The following is a 12,929-nucleotide window of genomic DNA, read 5'->3' as shown; positions in this document are numbered from 1 at the left end:
CATACCTAGAGCGCTTTTGAGTCTTGGATTTTCAGTAGTCGCCCTTTTTCACACCACGAATTTGTTAACCAAATGATTCAGGTTAACCGCCAGTTTGGACATTTCGCCACACGCACTGGCTGTCTGGCTGGCACCCGCAGCACTCTGAGTTGCCAGCTCGCGAATACTGACCAGATTGCGGTCAACCTCACGAGCAACATGCGACTGCTCTTCAGAGGCCGTGGCAATCAGGAGATTACGCTCATTGATCTGAACAATGGCCGTGGCTATTTGATCCAGCGAGGTGCTGGCCTCTTGAGCAACGCCAAGTGATTCGGTCGCCAGGTCCTTGCTCGTGTTCATCGCCTTTACAGCCAGGTCAGAGTCGTTCTGAATGGCAGCGATCATCTGCTCGATTTCTTGAGTCGATATCTGGGTGCGATGGGCCAAAGCCCTTACTTCGTCAGCAACTACCGCAAACCCACGGCCTTGCTCGCCTGCGCGTGCTGCCTCGATAGCAGCGTTCAAAGCCAAAAGGTTGGTTTGTTCTGCAATCGCCCGAATCACCTCGACAACTTTAGTGATGCTCTGTGCACGATCTGACAAACCTTGAATTTGTTCGCTTGTGTTTTCAACGTTAACGTTCAGCTTTTGAATGGAGCTCAATGTCTGCGCCACTCGGGCCAAACCTACCTCGGTATAGCCTTGGGTGCGCTTTGACTCTTCTGAAGCTGACTCCGCGTTACGAGCGACTTCATCAACAGCAGCGCTCATTTCCGTGACAGCTGTGGCAGCCTGATTGACCTCGTCATTTTGGGCGACAAGACCCCGACTCGACTCCTCAGTTACGGCTGTCATCTCTTCTGACGCAGAGGCCAGTTGGGTGGATGAATCGGAAATCTGCATAATTGTAGTGCGCAGGTTTGTCTGCATCTGCGCGAGCGCCTTCAACAGTCGCCCGACCTCATCCGTCCCGCTGACCAAAACTTCCTTGGAGAGGTCACTGGCCGCGATACGCTCTGCCACAGACAGGGCATCGTTAATCGGAGAGGTGATACTTTTTGTCAGTAATAATGCCAATCCAACCGTCAAGATGACCACGCCCGTTATAAGGCCGACAACAAGCCAAAAGCCATTGTTATAGAAGTCGGTCGCGTTTTGCCCAGCCCTCGCCGCACCTTCATCGTTAAAGGTGGTCAACTCCTTGATCTGCTGCTCCATGGTATTCGTCAGGGGACGGATGTTGTTACTCACCTGACTGACCGCGGCCGCTATGTCCCCCTGTCTCATCAACGGTTCGAGAATATCCAGTTGTTTGGAATAGGCATCGGCGCTGTTTTTTACCGGTGTATAAAACGAACGCTCCTTATCACTCGCGATCAGAGGCTCATAATTCGCCACTGCATCGATGAACGCTTTGCGGTAGCCAGGGAAGCTTTCAATATTCTTTTGAAGAGACTGAGGGTCAGCAAGGCCTCGCTGTGTTTCGAGCCTCAGACGAAGTGTCGCTTTATCCATCAACGCCGTTTGTCGGATGCTAGCCATCCAGTTGAGTTCGACGTCTTTTTCGGAGTCCCTCAGCTTGCCCATCTGCAGAACTGCAAATGCGCCGAGCACAAATACCAACGCAATAATTAGCGCGAAAAACAGAGCGGCGCGTGGTGCTACGTTGAGGTTTCTAAGGCGCATTCGGGATTCCTGTTTTCCAACTGTGGTTGATACGTTCGACAGGCTATCGACCCAAAGTTGGGAACCTTAAGGATAAGGCCGGAAAGGCCATGTGGTTGCCGACACAGCGCCGGTTGAAAAAATTCAGTCTGGGTTAAGGCGTTGGCGATAACGCAAGGCCAACCGCTGCGCTTGATGGGGTGGCGAATCCCGTTCCGCTTTAGCACTTGCACCTGGCCGGTTTTCGTTTTTGCGCCTGTGAGTGTGCAAACCTCCTCGTGCGACAGAAAATGAATATCCATACCTACCTTCCGCCGCGCGCAGTGGGTCGCGCTGTCTTGATGATGTGGATGACTTTGAAGGGGAAGGTTATTGCGTGGTGACGCGAGTAATCGAAGTGCGGAGCGCGACGAGAAGGGCCCGTGATCCGTTTCCAGACTGTCCAGCAGTAGTGGTAACGTCTGCGCTGTCATCCCTGGAGACGGCCAAATGAATCATCAAAGTCCAGCTAACGCCACAGCAACAAATGCTGGCAAGGTAAGTACTGCCCACCCGCCTATTTGGTATTACGGCCCCGAAATACCAATTATCGGAAGCAATGGTATGGGCGTTTTTGGCTTCACCCTTGCGCTGCTTCTGCTTTTACCGGGCTACGGGCTTGCGACGTTCCTTTTCACAGGGCCGGACGTCATTCATGGTCTGCAGCCTAACCATGGTGAAGGCCTCACAGCGTCATCCTTCATTCTGTTAATGCTGGCCAGTGCAGTGCTCATTGGTGCGTTCTTTGCTTGGGTTGTCTCTGAGCCTCAAGTGCAGGCCTTCACGTTCGACGGAAATCAGCAACTGCTGACCCTCACCATAACCCGCCGTTGTCGAAGCCCCATCGAAGTACGCGTCCCGTTTAGCGAAATCATCTACATTTGCCCTTATGTGATGAATTCGTTTGCTCATGATGGACATTTTCACGTCGCGTATCGCGGAGCGAAGGGCAAGGTTTTTGGGTATCGTCTAGGGGACGGTACTTCTCTCGAAAATATTGAGTTTCATGGGGCGTGGTTGCGTGGAATGGTAGGAGAGCGAATGTGCGAGCTGACGGATCTCGACGACTGAAAGCAGCCTAAAGCCTGTCTGAGCTACCGCACTATTGGTCGGCCCATCAGGTGTTCATTAGTCATACGGCATTCCTTGCCGGGCCATGCCCGGGCGGCGGAGTGGGAAAACTCAAACGCTATATGCACATAGAGCAGTCGAGACGTGAAAGGTTTGGGAGTGGTGTTCGTCGGCAGGACGCCGGGGGAAGGGAATTGCGGAGCAGAAAAGATAAGGGCCTGCCCAGGTTTCCCCGGCAAGCCCTTGATATCCTTGGTGCCCGAACCCGGAATCGAACCGGGACGCCCTTACGAGCGGGGGATTTTAAGTCCCATGCGTCTACCAGTTTCGCCATTCGGGCGGTAGCGCGATGCAGCAGGGTTGGGAATATATAGATCCAGGCGCGTATGCGCAAGGCCGCACAGCAGCTTTGTTGTGCGCGGGCTAGGGTGAAAAAGCTCGAAAGATCAGTGATCTACGGAGGCTTTAAGAGAAAATCAAGAGGATTCCCACGGCTTGGGAACAAGACTCATACCAAACAGCCGTAGCGATATTCCACCTTGGCAGCCCGTCAATGCATCGGTTGACGCGCCGTATCCGCAAACGTTCGTGTATGGCGCCAACCTGTTCAAGGCGAAACCTGGACGCTACCCTGCCACTCCCCTAATCATAAAAAGGAATGAGTGATGAGTGTCCAGACTCTGCCCCAGGAAGGCAGTTGCCGCTGTAGTCGTGTGCGTTTCAGTGTGAGTGAGGCGCCTGTGATCACCATGGCCTGCCATTGCACGGGGTGTCAGAAAATGACCTCCAGCGCGTTCTCCCTCAGTGCGTTGTTCCCGGCCAGCGCCTTCACCGTGACTCAGGGCTGTCCGGTGATCGGTGGCCTGCAAGGGGTGGACCGTCATTATGTGTGCCCACATTGCATGAGCTGGCTGTTTACTCGCCCCCATGGCATTGATGAGTTCGTCAATGTGCGTGCGACCTTGCTGGATAACGCCAGCGGGTATGTGCCGTTCATGGAAACCTGGACCAGCGAAAAACTGCCCTGGGCCACGACCCCTGCGGTCGAAAGCTTTGCGCAACTGCCTGAACCCCAGGACTTCCCGCGTTTGATGCAGGCCTACGCCGTGTTCAGTGCCCGTTGACGTCAATCGATCAATGCCAGCAGGTCCGTGTCGCCGACATCCACCCCGGCTTGAGTCAGCAGGGTCGTCGCCTGGCCCCGATGGTGGGTCTGATGGTTGAAGAAGTGCAGCAGCAGGCTGGCAAACGGCTTGTCGGCGGCAACGCCACGCATGTTGTGGTAGTGCAGGCGTAGGTCGAGGTCGGGCTCGCGCAACAGGTTGGCCCAGTCGATGATCAGTTGGTCCAGCCAGGTGCGGCGCGCCGCCAGTGCGCTCAGGTCAGCGAAGGCCAGGTGCTTGAGATCGACAGGCATGGCAATGGCCGCCAAGGGGGCCAGCGCGGTAGAGCCTGCAGGGTGTTGGGCGAAGCGCTTGAGCCAGACCGTATCACCCAGCACCAGGTGGTTGAGTGTGCCCAGGATCGAGCCGAAAAAAGCCTGGCGATCCGCGCGTAACTGCGCATCTGAAAGCTTGGCGGCGGCCTCATAGACCTTGCGGTTCATCCACTGGTTATAGGTCGCCATCAGTGCGATCTGCTCGATTCGGTTCACGGGTGTTCCCTGGTTGGCTGCGCGCCCGCTCGGCGGTCATGGTGTTCCGGCAGCGGCGGGCTATGGTTGTTGAACGCCAATACTACGCCAACGCGTCCTTCCAGACAGTCGACCAGTTTGATGGCCCCGAAGCCGAGGCCCACAGCCATGCAGTGTTGCGCGCCTTGATTGCCATCTGCATCTGGAGCAACAGGCCAAGGCCTAGAACCGCAACGTAGCGCCGGTCGTCAACCATTGTTCACGCTCGCCGATCAGGCTGCGCCCAACCACAACGTCCACATCGACGTATGTCCCGAGATGCAAGCGTGGCCCGGCCTGCCATGCCTGGTCGCCGCCGGCCTGACCATAACGCTCGGCGATCAGCGTCAGCATCGGCACCGGCTGATACTCAAAACCGGTGCCCCAGGTCAGGCGGTGTTTTTCATCGCCGTCGTTATAGGCATGGGCCCAGCCGGCATTCAGATTCAGGCGCAGCGGCGCCAGCGGCTGCCACGTCAGGGGGACGTTGAAATCCGCGCCGTCATACGCATGCCTGCGGTCCTGGGCAAAGTGCGCGCCGCCGGCAATCGCCAGCTGCAGCCCAAGATCATCCCGTGACAGCATCTGGGCCTTGAGTTGCGGGCTGAGCTGGCTTTCGCCGCTGGCACGTGACAGTGCTGCGCCCCATTGCACCGCAGGCATGGCACTTAACGTACAGGCCGGCGACAGTGTTTCGCTGTGGCTGCTGCCGTCGTGGCGATAAGCGCTGTACCAGGCGTCTACGTTGCATTCGCCTGGCGCGTTGATAGCACCGTCATCGACCACATAGGCGCCGCCAGCCGCATTGGCCTTGGATATCACGGCGATGAGCAAAATAAAGCCCAGCGTCAGGCCGATAAACATTAAGTTATGCCGCAATGCACGGCGTTTAGCCGGCGGCAACAGCAGCAAGCTGTGGCGCACATTACGGCCGTGACGCGCACGGTATTTGGCAAACCCGTCAGGGCGTTTTGGAGTGTGTGGGGTGTGCATGATGCACCTCGCTTGAGTTCAGCTTTCTACAGTCAGCACCGAAATGCCGCTGGCTTTGGCCTGGCAGACCAGCTCCGATGTGTCCTCACCACCCGGCAGGGCGATGACCACATCCGGGCGGCTGTCGGTCAGCATGAAGTGATTGCGCTGGCGTTCGGCCTGCTTGCCATGGCGTTGCCAGTTGGGCGGGTAACGCACCACGTCGATCCCGATTTCCCGGGCCCATTCCTCGATGTCACTGCCGAGGAACTGGTTGCCGCCGTGGATCAATACCTTCACCGGGCGCAGGCGGTGGTAAGCGTCCAGCACGTGGCGGGACTTCTTGGTGTCGGCGTAATGACGACCTGCACAGATCAAGATGCGCATAGTCCGGCTCCTTGTGAGGCACGGCGGCGGCCCGGCGACCGCCGCCGTTTAAACGGCAGGGGTGATCAGTACCACTGCTTGAAGCGGCGGATGTAGATCGTTTTCATCAGTTGGGCCACGCAGCAGTAGCTGACCAAGGTGCCCACCAGCCACGGAAAGTACGCCAGCGGCAGCGGTTGCAAGCCCACCAGGGTACCCAGCGGCGAGAACGGCACGTAGATCCCCAGCACGATCACCACGCAGGTCATCATCAACACCGGCCAGGCGGCTGTGCTCTGGAAGAACGGGATCTTGCGGGTGCGCAACATATGCACCACGAGGGTTTGCGAAAGCAGGCCTTCGATAAACCAGCCGGACTGGAACAGAGTCTGCATCTCGACGCTGTTGGCGGCGAACACGTACCACATCAGCGCAAAGGTGGTGATGTCGAAGATCGACGAGGTCGGCCCGATCCACAGCATGAAACGGCCGATGTTTTTCGCATCCCATTTGCGTGGCTGGGCCAGGTATTCCTTGTCCATCTTGTCCCACGGCAACGCCAACTGGGAGATGTCGTACATCAGGTTTTGCAGCAGCAAGTGGATTGCCAGCATCGGCATGAAGGGGATGAAGGCACTGGCCACCAGCACCGAGAACACATTGCCGAAGTTGGAGCTGGCGGTCATGTTCAGGTACTTCATGATATTGCCGAAGGTTTCGCGGCCCTTGAGCACGCCTTCTTCCAGCACCATCAGGCTCTTTTCCAGGAGGATGATGTCGGCGGATTCCTTGGCGATGTCGGTGCCGCTGTCCACCGAGATGCCGACGTCGGCATCGCGCAGGGCCGGGGCATCGTTGATGCCGTCACCGAGAAAACCCACGGTGTGGCCGTTGGCTTGCAGGGCCTTGAGCACACGGGACTTCTGCAGCGGCGTGAGCTTGGCGAACACCGTACGTTCTTCAACGTGACGTGCCAGGCTGGCGTCGTCCATCAATTCGATCTCCGCCCCCAGCAGCGGCCGGCCGGGCTCAAGGCCGACCTGACGGCAGATCTTGCTGGTGACCACCGCGTTGTCGCCGGTCAGCACTTTGACCGCTACGCCGATCTGTTGCAGTGCAGCAATCGCAGGGCCGGCGGTTTCCTTGGGTGGATCGAGGAAGGTCAGGAACCCCTGGATCACCAGGTTGCGTTCATCGCCGGTGGTGTGCTGCTGGCGTGCCAGCGCCTTGGGGATAGTGCGGGTCGCCACCACCAGCACCCGAAAGCCGTCTTCGTTGTAATCGTTGGCAATCGCCAGCAGTTCCTCGCGGCGGCGTTCATCCAATGGCACGGCGGCGCCGGCGTCCAGCACATGGGTGGCAATGCCGAGCATCTCTTCCACCGCGCCTTTGCACACCAGCAGATGGTCGTCGGCCGCGTCCTTGACCACGATGGACAGGCGACGGCGGACGAAGTCGAAGGGCAATTCATCGACCTTGCTGTAGGCAAACGGCACCTGGAATTTCGGATTCTGCTCTGAAAACTGCACCACTGCCTGGTCCATCAGGTTCTTCATGCCGCTCTGGTGATAGCTGTTGAGCCAGGCCAGGCACAGCACGGCATCATCGCGTTGGCCAAAGGCGTTGACGTGATGTTCGAGGATGATTTTGTCCTGGGTCAGGGTGCCAGTCTTGTCGGTGCACAACACATCCATGGAGCCGAAGTTCTGGATCGCATTCAAGCGCTTGACCACCACTTTGCGCTTGGCCATGGCCGTGGCGCCCTTGGCCAGGTTGGCGCTGACGATCATCGGCAGCATTTCCGGGGTGAGGCCCACGGCCACCGCCAGGGCAAACAGGAAGGCGTCGCCCCAGTCACCTTTGGAGAAACCGTTGAGGAAGAACACGATCGGCACCATCACCAGCATGAACCGGATCAACAACCAGCTGACGCTGTTCACTCCACGGTCGAACGCGGTCTGCACCCGTGAGCCAACAATCGCCTTGGCCAGGGAGCCGAAATACGTACGCGCTCCGGTGGCCACCACCACGGCCCTGGCCCGGCCGCTGACCACGTTGGTGCCCATGAAACAAATGTTTGGCAGGTCCAGCAGGTTGCCTTGATCGGCGCTCACCGGGCTGGCGGATTTTTGCGTGACGTCGCCCAGGGTGTCGTACTTCTCCACCGGCAAGGCTTCGCCGGTGAGCACGGCCTGGCTGATAAACAGATCGCGGGATTCGATCAGGCGGATGTCGGCGGGGATCATGTCACCGGCCGAAAGCTGCACGATATCGCCGGCCACCAGGTCGCGCATCGGCACTTCGCGCAGGGTCGGTTGGCTGCCCACCTGCTCACGGCGCAGCACGGTAGCGGTGGTGCGGACCATGGCTTTCAAGGCCTCGGCGGATTTGGCCGAGCGGTGCTCCTGCCAGAAGCGCAGCAGGCTGCTGAGCAGGACCATGGTCATGATAATGATGACTTTGGTCGGGTCAGCGTCTTCACCTGCCTGCATCGGCAGCCAGCAATCGGTAAAGAAGCTGATGGCGCCCAGGGTCAGTAGTACGTAGATGAACGGGTTGTTCAGTGCGTGCAGGAACTGGATGAGTGCATGGGGCGGCTTGTCGTGGGCAACTTCGTTATAGCCTTCCCGTTGCAGGCGGGCAGAGGCGTCCAGTTCGGTCAGGCCATCCTGGGTGGCACGGACGTTGGCGAGGGTGGCTTGCAGGCCGTTGTGGGCTTCGCGGGCGGCACGCATCGACAGTCTGGTGCCTTCGTCGATGCCTTTTTTCTTGTTCAGTGGCGTGTTTTTTACGGCGCTCATTGTTTGTACTCCTGTCGCCGGCTCTCGACAAAACATACCGGTACTTACCTGATTACAGGCGAGCAACAGCATGCCGGGCCGCCAACTTGGCGATCGGTTTAAATAAAGTATTCACATCACTTTTACAGTGCCCGCCAACAGCGTGTTAGTTAACTAACACGCAGCGGGCTACGACTGGCTAAGTCCATAAAGAACTCCAGGGTGTTAATAAGAAAGTTGCTGTTTCCAACCAGCTCAGGCGGCGCGAGCGCTCACATACAGACCGAGCATCAAGCTGGCTTGCTCCAGGCTGGAAACCTTCGGTCTCTGCGGGTCTTGAGGGTCGGCGTGGTCCCACTGCTGCACCAATTGGCCGCTTTGCGGGCAGATACGCCAGTGCGCCAGCGGGCGCGCTGGATACACTTGAGGGGAGGGTGCAACAAAGGTCGGGCGGGCCGGGGCAAAGCCTGCGGGCGCCCGGCACAGCTTGGCGCGCAGGGCTGCGGCTAGCGTGCGTACATCAGGCAAAACAAGGAGTTGGAAGGTCATAACACACCTCGGGACCGGACGGGCATCCGGCGAGGCAGTTACGGTGGAGCATCAAGCTCTAGCGCAGCTTACCGGACCGGGGAGGCGAGTCCTGTCATATTCTGGGTTTGGCGCCCGACGCCCGCAAACGCGGTGCTCGGACAGCGACTAGATACTGTGTCCATTGGCTTCTTTTGTGAGGTTTAAAAAAGGCCCCAGTTGCGGGCAGGGGCAATCTACTCAGGCGCTTACAAAATGTCAACGCATGATTAATTAAATTACCCAGTGTTCAGAGTTTATTCAGGCGAGAGGCGCTGGAAGTTACGCGATATATAACTTCATATACCTTGTGCCGCGAGAATCGCCAGATAGATCAATACCAACCCGCAGGTGCCATAACTGATACGTTGCCACAGGGGCGAAGCATTCTTGCGCAACAGGTTCACCAGCGCTGCGATCAGAAAGCAGGACAACACCGATGCCAGCATGAAGCCGGCAAAAAACATCAGGGTCTGCCCATGACTGGGCGTGGCGCCGACGATGCCGGACAACGCACTGCCAAGAGCGCCCCAGTAAACAATGTTTTTCGGATTAGCCAGGGAAATCGCCGCGCCCACCGCCAAGGCATTCTGTCCGGAACTGGCCGGTGCGTTGCCGGCTTCTGGTAACTGCCACGCATCGATCAGGCTGCGTACGCCGAGCCACGCCAGGTACAGCGCGCAGACAACGGTCAGCGGCACACGCACGGCGTCATGCTGGATAAGCAGGGCAATGCCGGTCAGGCCGATAACGGCCCAGACAGCATCACCGACCAGCGAGCCGATCTGCACCATCAGCGCAGGGGTAAAACCGTGCAGCAAGCCTCGTCGCAAGGTCTCCGCCAACACGGCGCCAGGGGACAGGCAAAATACAAAACCGAATACCAGCGCGTAGAAAAAGATTGTCAGCATGCCCGCGATCCTTCCAATGAGGAGGGCAGTGTGAAGCGCGGGGCGAAGGTTGTCTTGAACCAGATTGCGCTGCTCAGCGTTTCACTGCGCTCTGGTAACGACCCGGAGTCATGCCGTACGCCGCGCGAAAATGCCGATTGAGGTGGCTCTGGTCGGCAAACCCTAGGTCCTGGGCGACGTCCGACGCGGCGGCGCCGTTACGCAATAACCCCTTCGCACGGCGGGTGCGCAGTTGCATGGCCCACTGGCGAGGGCTGAGTCCGGTCTCTTTTTGGAAGGCCCGTAGCAGGTGGAATTTGGACAGCCCCAACTCGTCGCCGAGGTGGTCCAAGGGCAGCGAGTGATGCAGGTGCTCGGCCAGCAACTCCTGGGCACGCAGGACCATGGCTTTACCTGTCGCCGTACTGCCGGGCAGGCGTACGCCACTCATGGCAACCACCTCACCGAGCAGCACGACCATGGCGTCTTCATTCAGGTCACGGACCAGCGCATCGGTGCACAAAGCGCCTTTCACCGCCGCTGCCAGGCGTTGCGCGAGCAGTGGTTGAACACATAACGAGCGATCAAACTCCAGATGCGCCAAGCCCAGGTCCGCTGCTAATTGATCCGCAGTGACATAAAGGCTGACGAACTGCCACGGTGCGCCATCCGCCGCACCACCGCCTTGAATCTGCCCAGGGTTGTACAGGGTAATGCTGCCCGGCCCGGCGTCGAACTCCCGGCGGTCCAGCCAGACTTTTTCCTCACCGACCAGGTTTACGCCGATCACACATTCGTCATGGCTGTGGCGGGCGAAGGTCAGGCCGGTGCAGACGGTGCTGCTGACTTCGTAGTGGCCCAGCCAGGCGTGTTGCATCGTGCTCATTGCGCAAGCTCAGTCAGGAAGTGGGCATGAGCATACGCTGGCAGCACGGGCCAGATCGACTATTGATTGACCCGTGTGAGTCATTGCGTTCTCCCGCTACAACGCGGCGATACGGGATAACTCGACCTTCAGTCGGGCAGGATCGAGACAGGCAAACGGCAGGGCGAAAAACGCCTGGCAGCGACGTTCGATGATCGTGAGCGTGGCCTTGAACGCTGCGTCCACGCAAGCTTCATCGCCGTGGACATCCGACGGGTCCTCTAACCCCCAGTGCGCCTTGAGCGCCGGCCCGAAATACACCGGGCAGGCTTCGCCGGCGGCCTTGTCGCAGACGGTGATAACCAAATCCGGTGGGCTGCCTTCAAAGGCGTCGTTGCCCTTGCTGTACAACCCTTCGGTACTGATGCCCGCAGCCTGCAGGGTGCTCAGGCTGCGCGGCAGCACCTCGCCCTTGGGAAAACTGCCTGAGCTGATGGCCTCGAAACCTTGCGGTGCGAGGTGGTTGAACACTGCTTCGGACAAGATGCTGCGGCAGCTGTTGGCGGTGCACATGAACAGGACTTTCATTGCAGTCTCTCCGTCAGACACTCAGGCGCAACGCGAGGGCGGCGAGGGTGATCAGCAGCACCGGCAAGGTCAGCACAATCCCGACCTTGAAGTAGTAGCCCCAGGTGATGGTGATGCCTTTGCGTGCAAGGATATGCAGCCATAGCAGGGTGGCCAGGCTGCCGATGGGGGTGATTTTCGGGCCCAGGTCGCTGCCGATCACGTTGGCGTAGATCATCGCGTCCTTGACCACGCCCACGGCATGGCTCGACTCGATGGATAGCGCGCCGATCAAGACCGTCGGGAGGTTGTTCATCGCAGAGGACAGCAAGGCTGTCAGCACCCCGGTGCCCATGGCCGCGCCCCAGACACCGTAAGTGGCAAAAGTATCAAGCCAGGTCGCCAGGTAGGTGGTGAGGCCAGCGTTACGCAAACCGTAGACCACCAGGTACATGCCCAGGGAGAAAATCACGATCTGCCACGGAGCTTCCTTCAGCACTTTGCGCGTGGAGATCTTGTGGCCCTTGGCGGCGATCACCAGCAGGAGCACAGCGCACACCGCAGAAATCGCGCTGATCGGAATGCCCAGCGGTTCCAGTGCAAAGCAGCCGATCAACAGGATCCCCAGCACCCACCAGCCGGCACGGAAAGTGGCGCGGTCATGGATGGCGCTGGCGGGGTCTGCAAGGTCGGCGGGGTCGTAGGTGTGCGGGATGTCGCGGCGGAAGAACCACAGCAATATGGCGAGGGTGGCCGCGACGCTGACGAGGTTGACCGGCACCATCACTGCCGCGTATTCGTTGAAGCCGATCTTGAAGTAGTCCGCCGATACGATATTCACCAGGTTCGACACCACCAGCGGCAGGCTTGCCGTATCGGCGATAAACCCTGCGCCCATGACAAACGCCAGGGTGGCCGCCCGTGAAAAACGCAGGGCCAGCAGCATCGACATGACAATGGGGGTAAGGATCAGCGCCGCGCCGTCGTTGGCAAACAGCGCCGATACCAGCGCACCGAGCAGCACCATATAGGCAAACAACCGCCGACCACGCCCGCGGCCCCAGCGCGCCACATGCAGGGCGGTCCAGGCAAAGAACCCGGCTTCATCCAGCAATAGGCTAATGATGATCAGCGCGACAAACGTACCGGTGGCGTTCCAGATGATGTGCCACACCACCGGGATATCGCCCAGGCTGACCGCGCCGCAGGCCAGGGCCAGGATCGCGCCGAGGGTTGCGCTCCAGCCAACGCCGAGGCCCTTGGGCTGCCAGATGACCAGGATGATGGTGACGATGAAAATGGCAACGGCGACAAGCATGAATTAACGCTCCGGCAGCTCAGCAGCGATGCTGGCCCGTAGTGGTCTGCGATCATGGGGAGTTGTATGGCGGTTAGGGAATATACGTATTTCCCCATATTTCAGCCAAACTTTGTTTCAAATTGACCTGGATCAAACACCGGCAACTCAGCCACAAGTGATTGAAATTAAAATG

12 protein-coding genes, 1 tRNA gene and 2 pseudogenes are annotated in these 12,929 nt (G+C 58.8%); 3 read left to right on the top strand and 12 right to left on the bottom strand.

Features of this window, described 5'->3' with window-relative positions; translation table 11 throughout:
* Nucleotides 1-48 precede the first annotated feature (48 nt).
* A complete protein-coding gene (locus tag EJD88_RS14245; RefSeq protein ID WP_158878281.1) occupies nucleotides 49-1,668 on the bottom strand; it encodes a methyl-accepting chemotaxis protein in 1,620 nt (539 codons plus the stop codon).
* A gap of 131 nt (nucleotides 1,669-1,799) precedes the next feature.
* Nucleotides 1,800-1,949: pseudogene (locus EJD88_RS14240) on the bottom strand (DUF4224 domain-containing protein); the annotation flags it as partial.
* A 187-nt stretch (nucleotides 1,950-2,136) separates the two neighbouring features.
* On the opposite strand from EJD88_RS14240, the gene EJD88_RS14235 reads away from it, so the two are divergent.
* On the top strand, nucleotides 2,137-2,757 hold the full coding sequence (locus tag EJD88_RS14235) for a hypothetical protein (RefSeq protein WP_256673648.1): 621 nt from the start codon (nucleotides 2,137-2,139) through the stop codon (nucleotides 2,755-2,757).
* A gap of 253 nt (nucleotides 2,758-3,010) precedes the next feature.
* On the opposite strand, the gene EJD88_RS14230 is transcribed toward EJD88_RS14235, so the two are convergent.
* Nucleotides 3,011-3,097: transfer RNA gene (locus EJD88_RS14230), tRNA-Leu, on the bottom strand.
* A gap of 325 nt (nucleotides 3,098-3,422) precedes the next feature.
* On the opposite strand from EJD88_RS14230, the gene EJD88_RS14225 reads away from it, so the two are divergent.
* On the top strand, nucleotides 3,423-3,881 hold the full coding sequence (locus tag EJD88_RS14225; protein ID WP_158878280.1) for a GFA family protein: 459 nt from the start codon (nucleotides 3,423-3,425) through the stop codon (nucleotides 3,879-3,881).
* Nucleotides 3,882-3,883: 2 nt separating this feature from the next.
* Here EJD88_RS14225 and EJD88_RS14220 read toward each other — a convergent pair whose 3' ends face one another.
* A complete protein-coding gene (locus EJD88_RS14220) occupies nucleotides 3,884-4,411 on the bottom strand; it encodes a DinB family protein (RefSeq protein WP_099583068.1) in 528 nt (175 codons plus the stop codon).
* A gap of 95 nt (nucleotides 4,412-4,506) precedes the next feature.
* Here EJD88_RS14220 and EJD88_RS27230 point away from each other — a divergent pair.
* Nucleotides 4,507-4,584: pseudogene (locus EJD88_RS27230) on the top strand (DUF533 domain-containing protein); the annotation flags it as partial.
* A 28-nt stretch (nucleotides 4,585-4,612) separates the two neighbouring features.
* Here EJD88_RS27230 and EJD88_RS14215 read toward each other — a convergent pair.
* The 8 genes from EJD88_RS14215 to EJD88_RS14180 form a co-directional block, all read right to left on the bottom strand.
* Complete coding sequence (locus EJD88_RS14215) at nucleotides 4,613-5,422, bottom strand: hypothetical protein (RefSeq protein WP_158878279.1); 810 nt, start codon at nucleotides 5,420-5,422, stop codon at nucleotides 4,613-4,615.
* Between the two features lie 18 nt (nucleotides 5,423-5,440).
* The gene (locus EJD88_RS14210) at nucleotides 5,441-5,788 is read right to left on the bottom strand and encodes a DUF2493 domain-containing protein (RefSeq protein WP_158878278.1); all 348 of its coding nucleotides are present in this window, start codon (nucleotides 5,786-5,788) and stop codon (nucleotides 5,441-5,443) included.
* A 65-nt stretch (nucleotides 5,789-5,853) separates the two neighbouring features.
* Nucleotides 5,854-8,568: a magnesium-translocating P-type ATPase gene (gene mgtA, locus EJD88_RS14205; protein ID WP_158878277.1), complete on the bottom strand. Its 2,715-nt coding sequence runs from the start codon at nucleotides 8,566-8,568 to the stop codon at nucleotides 5,854-5,856.
* Between the two features lie 234 nt (nucleotides 8,569-8,802).
* The gene (locus EJD88_RS14200; RefSeq protein WP_112195357.1) at nucleotides 8,803-9,096 is read right to left on the bottom strand and encodes a hypothetical protein; all 294 of its coding nucleotides are present in this window, start codon (nucleotides 9,094-9,096) and stop codon (nucleotides 8,803-8,805) included.
* A gap of 317 nt (nucleotides 9,097-9,413) precedes the next feature.
* The gene (locus EJD88_RS14195) at nucleotides 9,414-10,025 is read right to left on the bottom strand and encodes a LysE family transporter (protein WP_158878276.1); all 612 of its coding nucleotides are present in this window, start codon (nucleotides 10,023-10,025) and stop codon (nucleotides 9,414-9,416) included.
* Between the two features lie 73 nt (nucleotides 10,026-10,098).
* On the bottom strand, nucleotides 10,099-10,890 hold the full coding sequence (locus EJD88_RS14190; protein WP_158878275.1) for an AraC family transcriptional regulator: 792 nt from the start codon (nucleotides 10,888-10,890) through the stop codon (nucleotides 10,099-10,101).
* 96 nt (nucleotides 10,891-10,986) lie between these two features.
* Nucleotides 10,987-11,457 (bottom strand): arsenate reductase ArsC, encoded by a 471-nt coding sequence (locus EJD88_RS14185; protein WP_112195352.1) that lies wholly within the window; start codon nucleotides 11,455-11,457, stop codon nucleotides 10,987-10,989.
* A gap of 13 nt (nucleotides 11,458-11,470) precedes the next feature.
* A complete protein-coding gene (locus EJD88_RS14180) occupies nucleotides 11,471-12,754 on the bottom strand; it encodes an arsenic transporter (protein ID WP_158878274.1) in 1,284 nt (427 codons plus the stop codon).
* Between the last annotated feature and the right edge of the window lie 175 nt (nucleotides 12,755-12,929).

Source organism: Pseudomonas sp. PB105 (genome assembly GCF_009764655.1).
GTDB classification, from domain to species: domain Bacteria; phylum Pseudomonadota; class Gammaproteobacteria; order Pseudomonadales; family Pseudomonadaceae; genus Aquipseudomonas; species Aquipseudomonas cyclaminis.
This window is presented reverse-complemented; position numbering and strand designations above follow the sequence as displayed.

Coding starts and splice junctions, on each gene's coding strand:
- EJD88_RS14225 (WP_158878280.1), top strand. CDS start 3,423: ATGAGTGTCCAGACTCTGCCCCAGGAAGGCAGTTGCCGCTGTAGTCGT.
- EJD88_RS14215 (WP_158878279.1), bottom strand. CDS start 5,422: ATGCACACCCCACACACTCCAAAACGCCCTGACGGGTTTGCCAAATAC.
- EJD88_RS14210 (WP_158878278.1), bottom strand. CDS start 5,788: ATGCGCATCTTGATCTGTGCAGGTCGTCATTACGCCGACACCAAGAAG.
- EJD88_RS14235 (WP_256673648.1), top strand. CDS start 2,137: ATGAATCATCAAAGTCCAGCTAACGCCACAGCAACAAATGCTGGCAAG.
- EJD88_RS14200 (WP_112195357.1), bottom strand. CDS start 9,096: ATGACCTTCCAACTCCTTGTTTTGCCTGATGTACGCACGCTAGCCGCA.
- EJD88_RS14195 (WP_158878276.1), bottom strand. CDS start 10,025: ATGCTGACAATCTTTTTCTACGCGCTGGTATTCGGTTTTGTATTTTGC.
- EJD88_RS14245 (WP_158878281.1), bottom strand. CDS start 1,668: ATGCGCCTTAGAAACCTCAACGTAGCACCACGCGCCGCTCTGTTTTTC.
- EJD88_RS14180 (WP_158878274.1), bottom strand. CDS start 12,754: ATGCTTGTCGCCGTTGCCATTTTCATCGTCACCATCATCCTGGTCATC.
- EJD88_RS14185 (WP_112195352.1), bottom strand. CDS start 11,457: ATGAAAGTCCTGTTCATGTGCACCGCCAACAGCTGCCGCAGCATCTTG.
- EJD88_RS14190 (WP_158878275.1), bottom strand. CDS start 10,890: ATGAGCACGATGCAACACGCCTGGCTGGGCCACTACGAAGTCAGCAGC.
- mgtA (WP_158878277.1), bottom strand. CDS start 8,568: ATGAGCGCCGTAAAAAACACGCCACTGAACAAGAAAAAAGGCATCGAC.